The following is a 17,255-nucleotide window of genomic DNA, read 5'->3' as shown; positions in this document are numbered from 1 at the left end:
TTTTATAAAATAAAAACAATCTGTTATATTATACCATATTTAAAGGACGAGGGAGGGACACACATGAACCATTTAGAGATAGAGTACAAAACTCTACTCACCAAAGATGAGTATAATCGTTTGGCTATGCTTTTCTCCCATGTAACACCTGTTACACAAACAAACTATTACATTGACACCATTCAGGGTGATATGAAGAGCAAAAAGTTGTCTTTACGCATCCGAACGCTTCCGACTCATGGAGAACTGACTCTGAAAATTCCTGAGAAGGTTGGAAACATGGAGTACAACGTCACCATGGATTGTGCAGAGGCTAAGGCTATGACCAAGTCACTTGACTTTCCCGATTGCCAAATCAAGTCCATTCTTCTGGAGCGTGGGGTTACGTTAGAGGACTTGACCATTCTCGGGCATTTAACCACAACCCGTCGTGAATACCAGACCAACATTGGGCTTATGGCCCTTGATGTCAATGTTTACGCTGACAAGAAAGACTATGAACTGGAGTTGGAAGTTTTGGATGCCGAAAAAGGCAAAGATGACTTCGATGCCTTTCTTAAAGAAAATAACATTAACTTTAAATATGCCAAAAGTAAGGTAGCACGCTTTGTAGCTACTCTCAAGCGCGATAAAGACTAATTAACAATAGCTGATAAAAAATCTGCTCATTAGTTACGATGCCAGTCTATAAAAAAATTCATTCCATTTCTGAGACAAGGTTTGTGCCTTGTCTTTTTTGATAACCAAAGGAGTAGCCAGAAATACCATTACTGTTTGGTCTAAAAACGCATACAAGAGACAATTTTTCTCTAAAGGTTCGTCATTTTCGTTCATATCATAGTTTGATGGCTGAAATTTCTGCTGCTTTTTGCTAAAATAGAACTATCTGTAGTTTAATTTATAATAGCCCTAACTGGGCTTAGCACTTATTTATTAAAGGAGTCACCATTATCATGGTACATCAAAAAGCAAACCCACAATTGAAATTGTTCTCTCTCAGCTCAAATCCCGAAATTGCTGAAAAAATTGCTGAGGCTACCGGATTGCCACTTGGTAAAGTTTCTTCACGTCAATTCTCTGATGGAGAAATCATGATTAACATCGAAGAGTCTGTTCGTGGGGACGATATCTATATCATCCAATCTACTAATAAACCTGTCAACGACTACCTCTGGGAATTACTAATCATGATTGATGCCTGCAAACGTGCCAGTGCAAACTCTGTCAACGTGGTAATGCCTTATTTTGGTTACGCACGTCAAGACCGTATCGCTGCTTCACGTGAACCAATCACTGCTAAATTGATTGCCAACATGCTTGTTAAAGCTGGCGTTAACCGCATTTTGACTCTTGATCTTCACGCTGTCCAAGTTCAAGGTTTCTTTGACATTCCAGTGGATAATCTCTTCACGATGCCTTTATTTGCGGCATACTACAACGAAAAAGGATTCACAGGTAGTGATATTGTCGTTGTTAGTCCTAAAAACTCTGGTGTCAAACGTGCTCGTGGCTTGGCAGAATACCTTGATGCCCCAATCGCTATCATCGACTACGCCCAAGATGACGCTGAACGTGAAGAAGGCTATATCATCGGTGAAGTTGAAGGCAAAACAGCCATCATTGTTGATGATATTCTTAATACTGGTAAAACTTTTGCCGAAGCTGCCAAAATCCTTGAACGTGCTGGTGTGAAAGACATCTATGCCGTAGCTAGCCACGGTCTCTTCGGAGGTGGAGCTGCTGAAATCCTCAACGTTGCACCAATCAAAGAAATCTTGGTGACAGACTCCGTTGCAACTAAAGAAAAAGTTCCAACAAACGTTAAATACATTTCAGCAAGTAAGCTCATTGCCAACGCTATTACTCGTATCTTTGAACGCCAACCACTTAGCCCACTCTTTGCTTATAAATCTAATGAGGACTAAGTTATGGTTTATTTGGACAATGCAGCGACAACACCATTGAATGCCGCTGCTATCTCAGCTATGACCCATGTCATGACTGAAACCTTTGGAAATCCATCGAGTCTTCATGCTTATGGGCGCCAAGCTTCCAGAGAACTCCGTGAAGCACGTGAGGAAATGGCCAAACAGTTCGACGTTCCTGCCCGCAAGCTTATCTTCACTTCTGGTGGGACCGAGGGAAATAATACAGCTATCAAAGGTTACGCCCTCGCCAATCAAGCTAAGGGGAAACATTTGATTACGACGGCCATTGAACACCACTCGGTCCTTCACACCATGGCCTATCTGGAAGAACGCTTTGGTTTTGAAGTAACCTATATTCAACCGAAAAATCAGGTTATCACAGCCCAACAAATCGCTGACGCTCTACGTGACGATACCATTCTCGTTTCTGTCATGTATGCCAATAACGAAACTGGCCAACTGCTTCCTATCAAGGAAATTGGGAACTTACTCGCTGACCACCAGGCTGCTTTCCATGTGGATGCCGTTCAGGTTGCAGGGAAACTTCCTATTCACCCTGAGGAACTCGGTGCCGATTTCGTCTCTATCAGCGCCCACAAATTCCATGGACCTAAAGGTGTCGGCATGCTCTATCATAATGACTTGCACTTTGACAACCTTCTCCATGGTGGTGAACAAGAGGAAAAACGTCGTGCCAGTACTGAAAATCTAGTCGGAATTGTAGGGATGACCGCAGCTTACAAGCAAGCCAGCGACCACTACCAAGACAATTACCAACATGTGGAAACAATTCGTCAGACTTTCCTAGACGCTCTTACCGTTCCTTACGAGATTAATAGCGCTGGTCCTAGCCTACCTCACGTTATCAACATCAGTTTTCCTGGTAAGGAAAATGGTCCTCTCTTAACTCTGTTAGATTTGGCTGGTTTCGCTGTCTCAACGGGCTCTGCTTGTACTGCCGGAACTGTTGACCCCAGCCATGTCATTCAAGCCCTCTATGGCAAGGATTCTGACAAGCTTAAGACTGCTATCCGTATTAGTTTATCAGAGGATAACACTGCTGAAGAACTTCTAGCTCTGGCCGAAAAACTTAATCAAATCATAGGAGACTAACATGGCATTTGAAAAAAGCATTCATTTAGCTGACTGCAAATACCGTTATAGCATCAGCCCCAATGTCAAAAAATTCACCCTACGTGACACGACTTTTGTGCAAAATAAAATCGGAAACTACGAGTTACACCGCCTACTCGAAAAAGTACCTAACTCAGGCGAAGGTTTCCCACTTAAAATCACTATTAACAAAGACTTGACCGGCTTCAAATTGTCCATCACAGACAAATCTGGTCTTCGTAACGTTAATATCTTTAAAAAAGAAGACCACCACATCTTACAAGAAAAATTTTATTTCTTGATGCAGAGTCTAGTTGATCGTCAAGTATTTGAGCAAGAAGAAGTCTAAGACATTTTTCTAGCTACATAGAAAGCGCCTATCCTTGTGATAGGTTTTTTATATCGCTTCATTTACACTCTTTTGTTGCAATCTTCACAATCTTTTCTTAAAATATAAGATATTCAAACTAATTCAAGAAAGGAAAGCGATCAATGACTTTTGAGAAAAACATCCCAAACGCCACCGCCAAACGTCTCTCTCTCTACTATCGTATTTTCAAACGATTCCATCGTGAAAATATTGAAAAAGCAAGCTCCAAGCAAATTGCTGAAGCTATCGGGATTGACCCTGCTACTGTTCGTCGGGACTTCTCTTATTTTGGTGAGTTAGGTCGTCGTGGCTTTGGTTATGACGTGAACAAGCTGATGACATTTTTCGCTGAACTCCTTAACGACAATTCAACCACCAAGGTACTCCTTGTTGGGGTTGGGAATATTGGACGTGCCCTCCTCCACTATCGTTTTCAAGAGCGTAACCGCATGCAGCTGGTCATGGCTTTTGACACGGACGATAACGAATTGGTAGGCACTCAAACTGAGGACAATATCCCTATCTATGGAATTTCTCAAATCAAAGATAAGATTGCCCAAGAAGACATCAAAACAGCCATCCTGACAGTGCCATCTATCAAGGCACAGGAAGTGGCTGATCTTTTGGTTGAAGCTGGCATTGAAGGCATCCTCTGCTTCTCTCCAGTCAACCTTAATCTTCCTCGCCATGTGGTTGTCCAGTACGTGGACCTCACTAGTGAACTACAAACCCTACTCTATTTCATGAAAGAAGAAGAAAAATCAAGGAGAAGTAATGACTAAACCTATTATCGGAATCACAGCCAATGTAAGGCCAAACCCAGCCCATGAAGATATTAAGTGGTCCTATGCTCCAACTGGCTTTGTCGAAGGGGTTCAAAGAGCCGGAGGCCTAGCAATCCTCCTACCTGTTTCTGATCCTTCGGAAGCCAAGAGCTACATCTCCATGATTGATAAACTCATCCTCATTGGTGGACAAAACGTTGACCCTAAATTCTACAACGAAGAAAATCATGCCAGTGAAAATGACTTCTTCCTCGAGCGAGACCTCTTTGAGATGGCACTGATTGAAGAAGCTACCAAACAAAAGAAACCAATCTTTTCAATCTGTCGTGGGACCCAACTCATGAATGTTGCCCTTGGTGGTAGCCTCCACCAAGATATCGAACACCACTGGCAAGACAAACCTTCGGATTATCTTTACCACGAGATGGTGATTGAAGAGCACAGCAAGTTGGCGGAAATTTACGGTCGTGAAACCTCTATTAACTCTTTCCACCATCAAAGCATCAAACACTTGGCCTCTGACCTTCGTGTCATTGCGCGTGACCCTGAGGATAACACTGTTGAAGCGGTTGAGTCAAACACGCCAAACCTTCGCTTCTTAGGCGTACAATGGCATCCTGAGCTTCTCCTAGACAAACGTGAAGAAGACCTCAAACTCTTTGAATACGTCGTTAACGAACTATAAAAGCAACTGAGACTGCACTCAGTTGCTTTTATAGTATTTCTATATTATCGGGACTCTTACTAGAGCTCAAAATCCTCTCTTTCCTCTCGGAAAGAATAATAGGTGGATTTGCCTACAATCAAATGATCAAGGAGACAAATCCCCAAGTCATTGCAAGACCGTTTTATCTTTTGCGTAAAATCAATGTCATTATGACTAGGGTAGGCCTCACCAGACGGGTGATTGTGAACCACTATTAAAGATGTCGCCATCAGATGACAAGCATAATGCAAAATCTCACGAGGCTCTGCAATCGAACGACGCACCCCACCAATAAACACCGTCTTTTGCTGAATGATACGATTCTGCGTATCCAGGTAAATGGCCACCAAATGCTCCTGAGGCTTGTCCCCAATATCCAACATCATACGACGGGCCACCTGCTGACTAGACATAATCTGCTCAGAACGAGCCAACTCAGCCTTCTCAATCCGCTTAGACAGCTCCACCATAGCCTTCAACTCGATAGACTTCACACGCCCAATACCAGGAATGGCCTGAAGTTCATTTAAAGACAAACGAGACAAATCCGCCAAACTCGTCATCCCTTTCAAAATACGACTAGCCATAGATAAGACCGACTCCGACCTAGTTCCCGTCCGCAGCACTATGGCCAACAGCTCCTGATCTGACAAAACCTCCGCCCCCTTCTGCAAGAGACGCTCACGAGGCAAAAGTCCCGACTCCTCAGCTACAATACTATACATAAGAAAAAACCTCCTACTTACTTATTCGTAAGTGGGAGGGGGAAATTAAACGACTGAGGTTTTTTTTAAACCTATTTTTCTTAAAAAGGCCTTTTGATAGGCTGAAAACTTATCCTTGAGTGTCAGTGGTTTCGGAATCTGTTCCATCTCAGCAAGATGAACCTTATATCGTTCGGCATAAGATATTGCTTCAGAAGTTATTATACGATAATCGATTCCTTCATCCCAAACTTTTCGATAAAAGAGATAATCCAGAATATTCTCATCAAAATGATAAAAAATGGGTTTATCCTTTAGTATAATTTTCCCCAAAAAATCTTTTGACATCCACATGGAGCCTTGGAAAACATAGAGTGAATTATTAGTAGCTTTTAGACATTGGTTATTTAAGTCAAGTTCCTGATTATGGTTTAAAGTGCTGATTGAGTCTGTCCAATAAAGTTCCTTAGACAAATCAGCAAACACCAGACCAACCTCTGGAAAATGTGTAAAAATTGATACTAGTCTCTCTTCATCTAATAGCATATCCACTAGAGCATGTCTTGTAGCTTCATCAACAAGGCGACCTTCATTTCCAAAGTCTGATGTGTGGAAATGCCCAACAAAGTCATACTCTCTAAGCTGAGAGTACAAAGATACTAAAGCATGATAATGATTTTCAAAAGTTTGAGAAACAAGCTGGAATCTATCTTTCTCAAAACAATTTAATAAGATAACCTCAACTTCATTTCTATCGATATGGCTTGAAAGGGTAAAATAGTAGAAAGCAGACAAACTTGTGTCCGTAAATACTTTTAGTCTCTCTACATCACTAATGTGTACATGAATAGCTAAACGACAATTGAACCTTGTAATTGTGTTAAAGTTAGAATCAACCATCTTATCATCTAAAAATACCAAACTATCAGGGGAATGATAACGGTTCAGATGCAACTTGATTAGTGCCACCGGATAAGTTGATCGGTTAGTAAGATAATCTAAAAGTAGTTTTCCTTTTTTCTCATCACCTGTAAAAGCTTTCAATTTAATAAAGGGTACCTTATGCTCAAGGGTACTTATTGGTCTGTAATAAGAAAAATCAGGGTGAATTAAATCTTCTGCCTCTTCATCAATGGTATTAAAGACAGCATCATAATGAAAACCTGCTTCAACCAGAACACTAGTAACTTTAGTTTCGTAATTGTCAATAACATCTTGAACGTCGATAAAAGTCTTTATAGAAGTCCAAAATTTTTGAAAGGCATCTGAAGCAACAACATGCTTTTTGAAAGATATAAAATAACTTTGTAGATGCTCATCGAAATATTTGGTTTTTCTAAAATTCGTCATTCCCCAAAAGTCAACATTCGAGTGTTTTTCAAAGCCTTCAACTAGGTCAGTCATATCCCATAGAGGACCAAAGCAAGTATCATTCATGAGTGTGACTAAATCGAAATCCGTTAAATGGTCAAAACCGACATGAGCCATACCATCTCTCCAAGCTGCAAAATCAAAGCCTAGATTTTCTCTTTGTAATACCTTCTCTACACCCAGATCTTTGAGAGTTTGTAATGCGGACCCTGTTAGTTGACTATTTGAAATCACAATAAGTTTAGAAAAAAGTGGTCTAAGCTGCTCTAATTGATAGAGCACATGACCACTTAATTCGTTGTACTTATTATAATGAACATACAACAAGAGACGTTTCATTTATTCCTTAATCTCCCATTTTCCATTTCTCTGAACCATACCAGTTGCAGAATCTTTTGCTGACTTATCATCATCTTCAATATCTGTTCGATTTAAAAGAATGACTGGTGAATTAGCTGAATCAGCAAAAGCAATCATCTGATCATCATTATCTCTTATAGAGACTTGAAGCTTGAGCTTAATATCATTCAGATGAGCCAAACTGCATTTATATGTGAGTGTTTTTCTTCCTGAACCACTGGTCTTATTGTCCAAGGAATTGTCATTATAAATCCAGATACCACGGTCAATATCTGTAATTGAAAAGGCAATATAGGTCTCAATATCTTCATTCACATCATAAGAAATCTCGAATGAAATATCTTGATCAGGACTGATAATATTTTCAGTCAAAAGTTTAACTTGTAAATTAGTGATTTTGGGATTTTCAACCACCACATCATCATTTGAAACTTTTTGACCAGCAGCATTATCAAAGCTATATTGATTGGCAACTTCATCAGGATCACCAACAACTTTGACTAGACCATGTTCAATCAGAACTGCCTTATTACAGTACTTTTTAACCGCTGACATGTCATGGGTCACCAAGATAGTTGTCTTTCCAGATTGCTTACGTTCCATGAAATAATCATTACATTTACGTTGAAAGGCCTCATCACCCACGGCCAACACTTCATCAAGGATGAGGATATCACCTTGGGCCTTGATAGCTACAGAAAAGGCAAGACGAACCTGCATACCACTTGAGTAGTTCTTCAACTTTTGATTCATGAAGTCATGAAGTTCAGCGAAATCTACAATGTCATCATACATGGCGTCTACTTCTTCTGTTGAGAAACCAAGCATAGCCCCATTCATGTAGACATTCTCACGGCCAGTCAATTCTGGGTTAAATCCAACCCCCAGCTCAATGAAAGATACCAACTTACCATCAATGGTAACCTTACCTTTTTCTGGAACATAAATCTCAGAAATAATTTTTAGAAGCGTTGATTTCCCTGAACCATTACGTCCAACAATTCCATAAAAATCACCTTTTTCGACTTCAAAAGAAATATCTTTCAAGACATGTTGCTCAGTATACCCTTTAATCCCTTTAAAGCGATTAACAAGAGTTGTTCTTAGACTCTGGCTCGCCTCAGTTGGCAATTTAAAATACTTACTTACATGATCTACTTTTACAGCAATATTATTTGACATTATAGAATCTCCGCAAATCGTTTAGCATTTCGATTAAAGACAAGGAAACCAATGATAAAAATCACAACAGGAATCGCATAAGGAACAAAAGCAATCAATTTATTGTTAATAATATCCCATCCTCTTGGGTTAACTGGGTCAATGATAAAATGACGCATATCCTGTAAAATCTGAGCGATTGGATTCAGCATCATAACCTTTGCAACAAACGTCTGGTTTCTTTGAAGAAGGTAAGTGATGGAATAGATAATCGGACTCGCATACATACCTGCTTGAAGAACAACTTCCCAGACAGGACCAATATCACGGTATTTAACAAAGAGTGCCGACAAGATAAAAGCAACTCCCATGGCCATTAAGAGAACCTCCATGAAAAGAGGAATAATGACCAAGGTATTAATACCAATCGGAACCTGATTAATTAAGGCAAATGCAAAAACAACCACTAGGTTAATCAAGAAGTTAATTGCAGCTCCTAGTACAGATGAGATAACAATTGTTTGCTTCGGAAAGTTTAGTTTACGTAAGAGATCACCTCGTGAAACAATAGAGAGCATTCCCATATTGGTAGCCTCAGTAAAGAAACTCCAAAAAATCATGGCTAGAAGTAAGCCTACAGCATAGTGTGGTGTCCCGTCATCAAATCTCAAAAAACGAACGAAGACAAGATACATAATTGTAAACATCATCAACGGTTTCAAAATAGACCAAAGATAACCAATAAAAGAACCCTGATAACGTAATTTAAAATCTGTTTTAATCAGTTCCTTAAGTAAAACTCGATTTTTCTGACTAAAGAATTCCATTTAGTCCTCCTTATACATGAATTTTGTCAAAATCAAACTCGTAAATACAAAGGTGTGAAAGGCTCTATTTTTACGATAACCATATGTTTTCAAACGACGATAACGCTCGCCTAACCCTTGATCCATTATAGTCACAAAGTTCTCAACCAGCTCTTTCTTTTCAGCATCCAGTGGCAAAGAAAGAAGATTTTCCGCCTGATTTTGACTAGCCCTAATCAACTTCCAGTATTTATTGAATAAGGTCTGAGGTCGAATCCAATTCTGCATACGTTTACGAAGCGTTCTAGCTCCTAGAACATTATCCGCATGCTGACGGTAAAGTTCTGTCGGTTGATCAACATAAACTAGATTTCCAAATGCTGAAGCGAGCAAACCTAAGTACCAATCATGCATTAGAAGTTCACGGACCTCATTACCAGTCCATAACTCAGCAAGAGCATGATTAATCATAGCGACACCACCCGTAACAGTGTTTTCAGTCATTTCTTGAACCAACTCGGTGTTAGCATGATCTGACTGAGTACGTATCATACTCTCATGAAGAACCTCTAAATCCTGATTCACAACTTTTAAATCAGTATAGACCAGAAGAGGTTTATCAGATGGATAGCGATTAGCTTCATCAAGTTGAACGTATAATTTTTCAGGAAGCCAGATATCATCCTGGTCAGAGAAAAAATAAAAGTCGGATTCTTGGTATTTTAAAAGTGTAAAGAAACTCTTTATAACGCCTAAATTCTCAGTTTGATCTGGATTGATAAAGACAATGCGGTCATCTTCCAAAGAAAAACGTTTGATAATATCTCTCGTTTTATCCTTAGAACCATCATCACGAATTAATAAGGTCCAATCAGTATAAGTCTGTTGCTGAATACTCTCTATTTGCTCTGCTAAAAAGTTCTCGCCATTATAAGTAGACATGAGAATAGTTACTTTCATGATAAAAATAGCTCCTCGTATTCACCCACGATTTTTTCCCAGGTGTAATTTTCTTTCATATTTGCTTTAGCAGCATTTCCCAAGTCTTCAAATGACACTTGACCATCTACAGAATCAATCAAACCCGACAGATTTCCATCCTCTTTGTTCCAATACAAGGCAGTCTCTTGAGCAACCTGATGGTTAAAGTCTACGTTAAAGATAAGGTTGAGATTCGTTTGAGCCAGAGCTTCTAATAAACCTGGATTCGTTCCACCTACTTCATGTCCATGAATATAAGCAAAAGCCTGGTTTCGGATATACTTAAGCAAATCCTGATCATAGACAGTTCCCACAAATTTCACACGTTTATCTTTATCAAATCCTGTTATCCGTCTTAGTTCATCAAAGTAAGGATTACCTTCATGATTACAGATAATAACAAGATCACGTTCTGTAGAGGACTTCATAAACTCTCGAATCGCCGTTTCATAGTTGTTTTCTGGAACAAAACGCCCTAATATCAAATAATATTCTTTTTCTTGAGTTTGCCATTTTTGATACCAATCTCGAACAGAGTCATCCTCAGCAGTCAAGGTCGTCTTTGATAAATCCGTTCCATAAGCAATAAAAGTTGTATTAGACCACGGATAGGTATTATGAATATAAGTCTCAATACCTCGATTATCAGAAATAATGAGGTCTGCATACTTTGTCATTTCTTTTTCAGAGTATTTGAGATAACTTTGAACAGGTTTAGACCACTTAGCACGCTTCCATTCTAAACCGTCAGGATTGACTAAAAGAACTCCACCAATAGACTGAATTTTCTTTGAGAAATAGGCGATGAAGGCACCTATAGTATTTCCTAAAATATAAAAAATCGGTTCCTGAATTCCCTCTTTTTTAATAAACTTCAAACTATAATTGATAGCCATCATATCATAAGCTATAACACGCGCAGGACCTAGTTTGGGAGGATTAACTGTAAAACAATCCGCTCCCTTATAATCAAAATGCTTGCCTGTACGTTCATCCGATAAGCAAGCCACATGATAACGTATTCTAGGCGATACCTTATGCGAGACCAATTTCTCAACAAATGTCTCGAAGCCACCGTACTGAGCGGGTAAACCACGACTACCTATGATAAAAATATCCTTCAAAGTTTACCTCCATTCGCCACGTCTCTAAAATACACAGAATCATACATAGTAGCTTTTATTATACCATTTTGGAAGGTATTTTGCATGACTGAACAGAAAGAGTAAAACAAAAAGGCCGTCAAAAAACGGCCTCTCTATCCATAGACATGGAAAACTATATTCTATCTTAATTTATTTTCTTAAGCTGAAATAATTTCTTTATAGCAGATTTGACACTCTTTGTTAGAGCTTTTTTAGTATTTAGAAAATCTATGTCAGACTTATTGACTTTTTTATGATGCAATTCATTATCCTCAAGCTTTTCAGTAATATTAGCGTAAACACTCTCAAGAGAGTATCTCTCTTTCAAACTAGGAACAGCTTGTACTGCTTCACGTTTCTCTTTATTAAATTGAGCAAGGGTATCTGAAATGATTCTTGTTAATGCTTCTAAATCACCCAAATGGTATATATGACCTTGCTCATTCATATATTCAAAGGCAGATCTGTGTCCTGCATTATCAGATAAAATTGTTGGAATGCCATTTAAAACAGACTCAACGTAAACAAGACCAAACGTCTCCATACTAGATGGAAAAACTGCTAAATCCTTATCAGTAATCATAGACCAAGGATCGTCTACATGTCCTAAAAAGGAAATAGACTTCAGATGATGTTCTGCAATATAATCATCACAAATTTGTTTATAGTCCTCATCCCATGCCCCTAAAAATACAAGCTCAGTTCCTTCTAGATTAAGTAATTGAAAGGCCTTAATCAACTCAAGCTGATTTTTTCTCTGAGTCAAACGACCAACTGAAATGATACGATTATGGAAATTTGAGTCTGTTTTAATCTCTTCTTTTGGATCCATTTGAGTATATGGGGCAAAGGAATAAATCTTTCTGTTAGGAAAATACTTTTCCAAATCTTCTGTTAAAGCGCCCGTAACAGCAAAAATGTCATCTGAGAATTTATCTATAAAGTCCAGTTTTCCCTTATAGTAACCAAATTCTCCCTCAGGAAATTCATGGATTAACCAAAAATGTTTGACATTCTCAAAAGCCGCAGCAAGTGCGCCTTGAAAAACATTTACCGTATTACTGATGACAAGGTCTACCTTGTTATCTACGATAATATTTCGAATATCTTTAATATTCTTATTGTAGGAGGTCACTCGCATAAAATGATTACCTGGTGAGCCACCTGGTGCTTCTTCCCACCACCATTTGACTGCTGTAAGACCATAGGTTTCAATTCCTGCATTCTGCAATGCTGTTCGATATTCTTCTTGAGATGGCACTTTATAATCCGGAAAAACATTCAAGACACGATAACCTTCGTCTACTAGAAATTTCATCAAATTGACGATAGAAATTTCAGCACCATTATCCAGAGTCCCTGTCGGTGAAATAAATAAAATTGTCTTAGTCATAAATTATGCAAATACCCCCCAGTAATGGAAAAGAATCAAATACATAGCAACTAGGAAATTAGCTACTAAAGTCACTGTTGCTATTTTCAATCGTTTATGTCGAGATAAATCGATATTAGCCATATTAGCTACTAGAGGTAATAAAAGAATGATAAATGGCGTAAAATAACGTCCTTGAGAACCAACTGATATATTAGCTCCCTTACCAAGAACAAGAGGTGTCCACTGGATATACATCACTGTAATTGCAGCTAAAATCTCTAATAAGAAGAGAATCCATGATGCATTTGCGAAATCTTTGGTAAAGAAATCCTTCTTGCTTGAGAGAAATAACAGAGTCAAAACCATAATGTCAATGAAAATTAACCAAAGTGGCATTTGCAAGGTAAGATTCCCAAGGTAGCCAAACATTCCAAGGGACAAGATACCATTCAAATTATCATTCAACTCAGGATTGAAAAGTGTATTACGCAAGACGTCTCCATAATGGTGAAGACCACCCTGATTCTTCATCAAAAATTGAAGAACCGCAACAACACCCAAAATAAAGAGAAGATAGAAGACTCCTTTAAATTTCGAAATAAAGGCCTTGACTGCTTGCATTGGACGATTTAGGAAGGCAAGGGCACCTTCAAACTTAAACGGTACAAATGGTATTAATCCCAACACTAGAATGTTATTTGGTTTAGTCGCTAAAAGCAAAATCGCAAGACCTATCACTTGAATAAGATTACGATTGGTAAAACGTTTAGAATAGGCAAGATTGGTGATAAAACCAAGAGCCAACATCACTTCCAAGTAGTTCATCACATCATAAGAAAGAGATGAAGCCTGTTGAACCATAATAGGTAAAAGCGATATAAACATTAGGGCTGTCTTTCCATACTTGAAATAACGTATTAAAAAGTAAATTCCTAGAATATAAGCCAATGCATTAAAAATACGGCCCATATAAATGATCATACCAACTGTAGGACTAATCCAGCTTCCAATCGTCATCCCTATCAACTGTGGAATAAATGAGATTGATTTCAAACTCACACCAAAATGAAAAGGTTCCTTACTCATATCAATTTTTTGAGCAAAAATCTGTTTATATTCTGCCAGTTTAACCTTATCATTACTTGGAATCTCGTTCATCCACTTAAAAGATTTCTCAGTTGGTTTATGTAAAGTTTCCCATGTCATGCGTGCATGATTTGTCTCATCTGGCACACGATTAATCGGAAATACAAACATAAATGAGAAAATAAAAATCGTTGCTAATATGAAAAATAAATTTTCAACTTTTATCTGTTTAATTCTGTTCAAAATAAGTCACCATTTCATCTTTCTTGCTTAAGGTACAATTTCCAAGGACCTCTCGGTAAGCTGATTCAGCTAACTTTTGTCTTAAATCTGGAGATAAAACTAAAGCCTCTAGCTTGTCAAACCACTGATCATCAGTAGCTAACAGACCTGTTTCACCATCAATAACCACATCCGAAAAAGCTCCTATCTTGCTCGCTACTGTTGGCACTTTTACCAAAGCAGCTTCAATCCACTTAATCTCAGATTTGGCACGATTAAAGATAGAATCCACAAGCGGTGCCAGGTTAATATCAACCTCGCTAATCAAGGCAGGCAGTTTATCCCAGTCCACATAATCGTGAGTGACAATTTGATTTTCAAAGAGCTTCATATCTTTTGGAATATCAAGAATTCCGACAATATGTAATTGAACATTACTATATTTTGTAAGCAGTTGCTTAATAGCTGGTTTAATCAATTCAAAATTCTCATTATGACTAATTGAACCAGAGAAATAACCAATCTTAACAATGTCTGATACTTGAGAATAGTCCTTAATAAATTGACTACTGATAGAGATTAACTCATCAGAGGCTAGATTACGATTAAGCAAAACCTTGCTTTGATACTTCTTCAACTCCTCTTGCAACTGGTTAGTTGAAGTAATGGCACCATCACAGTTCTCTAACATATAACCGTAATTACGAACTCCGGCATCATAATTTCCTTTTTCAACCGGATCAAGACCTTGTGTGTAACTCAATTGGTCCGTGTAAACCGTATCAAATACCAAATCATCTATATCAAAGAAAACAGGTTTTCCATATTCTTTAGCCAAATGGCAGAGACGCAGAAGCTCAGGCGAAATTGGAGAACGATAGATAATAATATGACTAGCATTTTGAGCCATTGACAGTTGTAAATCTGATAGGTTAACAACCTTAACTTCAAAGCCATGCTTACGCAATTGCTCCGCCTTATTCAAGACACGGTAGCGAGTACACTGTGGAATAATATTTTCAACACCATCAATCAGTAAAATATATTGTTCCCGAGGAACAGCCTTGAATTTATTGACAATATCTTGCAAGATTGAAACGGGGTAATCTGTTTTCTCAGCAACATACTCTAGCAAATCAGGGATTTCTGATTCACGCTCAAGACCTTGCCACAAGAATTGGTCTTCATCATAATTTTTCAGAGCCGTGTATTTCACCAAAGGACTACCTGCTTTGAGCATCTTAAGTGGGTGGATATACATGGCAGAGTCTTCGTATTCTTGCACGACAGCATCAAAACGATAACCTAAATCAGCAAAATACTTGGTAAAACGTGTCTCATGTCGTCCAATAGCCTTGTCACGAGAATCTGTGTCTGTCAAATGTGTCCAATATTCATAAAAAGCATCATCATTTAACATGAGCTTTTCAATAACCAAGAAATAAGATTGAAGATGCTTAGGAATATAGCCGTATGGGTTCTCCTTAGTAACATCTTCTTGCTCTTCTCCAAATGAAATCCCCCAGAAATCAAGATGCCTATCAGTCATCTCTTGACAAAGCTGAGACAAATCTCTCATTGGTCCAATATTGGTATCATTGACCAAGAACAGTTGATCGTAATCTTTAAGCTTATCTTTACCAAAAGCAAAGATACCCTCTCTAAAGGCTGCTGTGTCATATCCCTTATTGTCACGGGTCAAAACTTGTCCATAAGGTTCAAGTTTATTGACATCATCAACATGAAGCTGACCGTTTACAACAACAATGACATCATCCATTAACGGGGATAAGGCCTGTAAAAATCGTAATTTGTATTCTTGCAAACGATTTTCAGATTCGAAAATGACATAGACTAGAGCTCTTTTACCAGTAAATGACAGGGCTGAACGTTGACTATTTCTAAGACGACGTAACTGACGAACCTTAAGTGGTGTCACATGACGACGCAGTTGTACAGCTTTGACTTTTAAAGCTCTCAAATAATTTTTAATAGCTTTTGGATTCTTTGCAATTACTCCAGCTGTCTTGATAGGAGTGATAAGGGCGTTACCTAAACGATATGACAGCGAACCTCGGATAAGCTCCATTTCTTCATGAGCGTCTTTCAGTTGTTTAGACTGCGTATATTTTCTTCGTTCAAGCTGATCACGCTCTTTTTTCAATTGGTGAACATAGTCAGTTACTTTATTATGATGTTTCAGCAATTTATCTAAGCGTTCTTCTAAAACCATGAGATTGCCACAAACAGCACGATAGATTTCATGAGGAAGTTTATCAAGATATTTCTCCAAAATCTCAAGATATACTTCATAATGATAGCGAACAGAGTCACGCCCAGAAATGGATCCCGTTTCAAAAACACGATAGTTAAGCTTAGTATTTGGTTGATATACTGCTTTAGCTCCATTATTAATAATGAGATTCAATAAAAAGTCATAATCTTCAAGCTTTTTACGATTTAACTTCTCATCATAACGAGCATCCCCAATAATACTTCTACGAATCAAAGAACAGTTATCGATGAAACTAGCATTTAGAAAATCTGTTAGATCAAATTCACGACTTTTAAGATAGTACTCCTCTTTTTCAGGATTAAAAAGATCACAATATGCAATATCAGCATTTGTTTCAATCAATTTGCTATGCAACTGCTCAATATAATCCATATCCAGGTAGTTATCGCTATCTACAAACAGCAAATAGTCTCCTTTGATTAGACCAAGCCCCATATTCCGATTCTTTACAACACCTAGATTTTCATGAGATTCAAAGCTTGTCTCAAAAGGTGAATCTTTCAAAACCTCTTGGATAATTTTAGCTGAACTATCCGTCGAACCATCATCCAAAACGATTAATTCGATATTTCGATAAGTCTGATTAAAAATACTTCGCAAGCATTGCTCAATATACTTTTCGTGATTATAACAGGTAACAACCACTGAGATTAAATTATTCATTTTTCCATCCATTTTGTTTAACAAAATATCAATTAGTACTTGATAACTACTAACATTACTAGCTTCAAAGATTACGGTGATAACCAATCTTTGAAGGTGCATACTACCTCAATTATACTATAGTTTAAACAAAAAAGAAAAAGTCCTCTTGCTATTGAGAAACAAAAAAAGCAGAGCGAATCT

Annotated in this window: 15 protein-coding genes; 6 read left to right on the top strand and 9 right to left on the bottom strand. The window is 38.1% G+C overall.

Annotated features, from left to right (window positions below; genetic code table 11):
* Positions 1-63: 63 nt before the first annotated feature.
* From QRD39_RS02340 to QRD39_RS02315, 6 genes are all read left to right on the top strand, one after another.
* Positions 64-639, top strand: a complete 576-nt coding sequence (locus tag QRD39_RS02340; RefSeq protein ID WP_285955526.1) for a CYTH domain-containing protein — start codon at positions 64-66, stop codon at positions 637-639.
* Between the two features lie 314 nt (positions 640-953).
* Positions 954-1,925: a ribose-phosphate diphosphokinase gene (locus tag QRD39_RS02335; protein WP_143568001.1), complete on the top strand. Its 972-nt coding sequence runs from the start codon at positions 954-956 to the stop codon at positions 1,923-1,925.
* 3 nt (positions 1,926-1,928) lie between these two features.
* Complete coding sequence (locus QRD39_RS02330; RefSeq protein ID WP_285955525.1) at positions 1,929-3,041, top strand: cysteine desulfurase family protein; 1,113 nt, start codon at positions 1,929-1,931, stop codon at positions 3,039-3,041.
* Between the two features lies 1 nt (position 3,042).
* The gene (locus QRD39_RS02325) at positions 3,043-3,390 is read left to right on the top strand and encodes a DUF1831 domain-containing protein (protein WP_002889416.1); all 348 of its coding nucleotides are present in this window, start codon (positions 3,043-3,045) and stop codon (positions 3,388-3,390) included.
* Between the two features lie 143 nt (positions 3,391-3,533).
* On the top strand, positions 3,534-4,193 hold the full coding sequence (locus QRD39_RS02320) for a redox-sensing transcriptional repressor Rex (protein ID WP_002889417.1): 660 nt from the start codon (positions 3,534-3,536) through the stop codon (positions 4,191-4,193).
* Entirely contained in the window at positions 4,186-4,881 is a 696-nt protein-coding gene (locus tag QRD39_RS02315) for a gamma-glutamyl-gamma-aminobutyrate hydrolase family protein (protein ID WP_285955524.1), read from the top strand. Before QRD39_RS02320 ends, QRD39_RS02315 begins: the two co-directional genes overlap by 8 nt.
* 59 nt (positions 4,882-4,940) lie before the next feature.
* On the opposite strand, the gene radC is transcribed toward QRD39_RS02315, so the two are convergent.
* The 9 genes from radC to QRD39_RS02270 all read right to left on the bottom strand — a co-directional run bounded on the left by radC (position 4,941) and on the right by QRD39_RS02270 (position 17,072).
* Positions 4,941-5,627, bottom strand: a complete 687-nt coding sequence (gene radC / locus QRD39_RS02310) for a RadC family protein (RefSeq protein ID WP_008535178.1) — start codon at positions 5,625-5,627, stop codon at positions 4,941-4,943.
* Positions 5,628-5,672: 45 nt separating this feature from the next.
* The gene (locus QRD39_RS02305; protein ID WP_285955523.1) at positions 5,673-7,316 is read right to left on the bottom strand and encodes a rhamnan synthesis F family protein; all 1,644 of its coding nucleotides are present in this window, start codon (positions 7,314-7,316) and stop codon (positions 5,673-5,675) included.
* On the bottom strand, positions 7,317-8,519 hold the full coding sequence (locus QRD39_RS02300) for an ABC transporter ATP-binding protein (RefSeq protein WP_021146224.1): 1,203 nt from the start codon (positions 8,517-8,519) through the stop codon (positions 7,317-7,319).
* Positions 8,519-9,325, bottom strand: coding sequence for an ABC transporter permease (locus tag QRD39_RS02295; RefSeq protein ID WP_021146225.1), 807 nt, complete (start codon positions 9,323-9,325; stop codon positions 8,519-8,521). Before QRD39_RS02295 ends, QRD39_RS02300 begins: the two co-directional genes overlap by 1 nt.
* Positions 9,326-10,264 (bottom strand): glycosyltransferase family 2 protein, encoded by a 939-nt coding sequence (locus QRD39_RS02290; protein WP_285955522.1) that lies wholly within the window; start codon positions 10,262-10,264, stop codon positions 9,326-9,328.
* The gene (gene cps2T, locus QRD39_RS02285; RefSeq protein ID WP_285955521.1) at positions 10,261-11,409 is read right to left on the bottom strand and encodes a beta 1-4 rhamnosyltransferase Cps2T; all 1,149 of its coding nucleotides are present in this window, start codon (positions 11,407-11,409) and stop codon (positions 10,261-10,263) included. Before cps2T ends, QRD39_RS02290 begins: the two co-directional genes overlap by 4 nt.
* A gap of 166 nt (positions 11,410-11,575) precedes the next feature.
* On the bottom strand, positions 11,576-12,823 hold the full coding sequence (locus QRD39_RS02280) for a glycosyltransferase family 4 protein (protein ID WP_285955520.1): 1,248 nt from the start codon (positions 12,821-12,823) through the stop codon (positions 11,576-11,578).
* 3 nt (positions 12,824-12,826) lie between these two features.
* Positions 12,827-14,134 carry a DUF2142 domain-containing protein gene (locus QRD39_RS02275; protein WP_285955519.1) on the bottom strand — a complete coding sequence of 436 codons (1,308 nt, stop codon included), beginning with the start codon at positions 14,132-14,134 and terminating at the stop codon, positions 12,827-12,829.
* Positions 14,121-17,072 (bottom strand): rhamnan synthesis F family protein, encoded by a 2,952-nt coding sequence (locus QRD39_RS02270; protein ID WP_285955518.1) that lies wholly within the window; start codon positions 17,070-17,072, stop codon positions 14,121-14,123. The genes QRD39_RS02275 and QRD39_RS02270 overlap by 14 nt, the downstream gene beginning before the upstream one ends.
* Positions 17,073-17,255: the final 183 nt, after the last annotated feature.

The sequence above is a fragment of the Streptococcus raffinosi genome (assembly GCF_030284685.1).
Taxonomy (GTDB): domain Bacteria; phylum Bacillota; class Bacilli; order Lactobacillales; family Streptococcaceae; genus Streptococcus; species Streptococcus raffinosi.
This window is presented reverse-complemented; position numbering and strand designations above follow the sequence as displayed.

Coding starts and splice junctions, on each gene's coding strand:
- QRD39_RS02340 (WP_285955526.1), top strand. CDS start 64: ATGAACCATTTAGAGATAGAGTACAAAACTCTACTCACCAAAGATGAG.
- QRD39_RS02335 (WP_143568001.1), top strand. CDS start 954: ATGGTACATCAAAAAGCAAACCCACAATTGAAATTGTTCTCTCTCAGC.
- QRD39_RS02330 (WP_285955525.1), top strand. CDS start 1,929: ATGGTTTATTTGGACAATGCAGCGACAACACCATTGAATGCCGCTGCT.
- QRD39_RS02325 (WP_002889416.1), top strand. CDS start 3,043: ATGGCATTTGAAAAAAGCATTCATTTAGCTGACTGCAAATACCGTTAT.
- QRD39_RS02320 (WP_002889417.1), top strand. CDS start 3,534: ATGACTTTTGAGAAAAACATCCCAAACGCCACCGCCAAACGTCTCTCT.
- QRD39_RS02315 (WP_285955524.1), top strand. CDS start 4,186: ATGACTAAACCTATTATCGGAATCACAGCCAATGTAAGGCCAAACCCA.
- radC (WP_008535178.1), bottom strand. CDS start 5,627: ATGTATAGTATTGTAGCTGAGGAGTCGGGACTTTTGCCTCGTGAGCGT.
- QRD39_RS02305 (WP_285955523.1), bottom strand. CDS start 7,316: ATGAAACGTCTCTTGTTGTATGTTCATTATAATAAGTACAACGAATTA.
- QRD39_RS02300 (WP_021146224.1), bottom strand. CDS start 8,519: ATGTCAAATAATATTGCTGTAAAAGTAGATCATGTAAGTAAGTATTTT.
- QRD39_RS02295 (WP_021146225.1), bottom strand. CDS start 9,325: ATGGAATTCTTTAGTCAGAAAAATCGAGTTTTACTTAAGGAACTGATT.
- QRD39_RS02290 (WP_285955522.1), bottom strand. CDS start 10,264: ATGAAAGTAACTATTCTCATGTCTACTTATAATGGCGAGAACTTTTTA.
- QRD39_RS02280 (WP_285955520.1), bottom strand. CDS start 12,823: ATGACTAAGACAATTTTATTTATTTCACCGACAGGGACTCTGGATAAT.
- QRD39_RS02270 (WP_285955518.1), bottom strand. CDS start 17,072: ATGAATAATTTAATCTCAGTGGTTGTTACCTGTTATAATCACGAAAAG.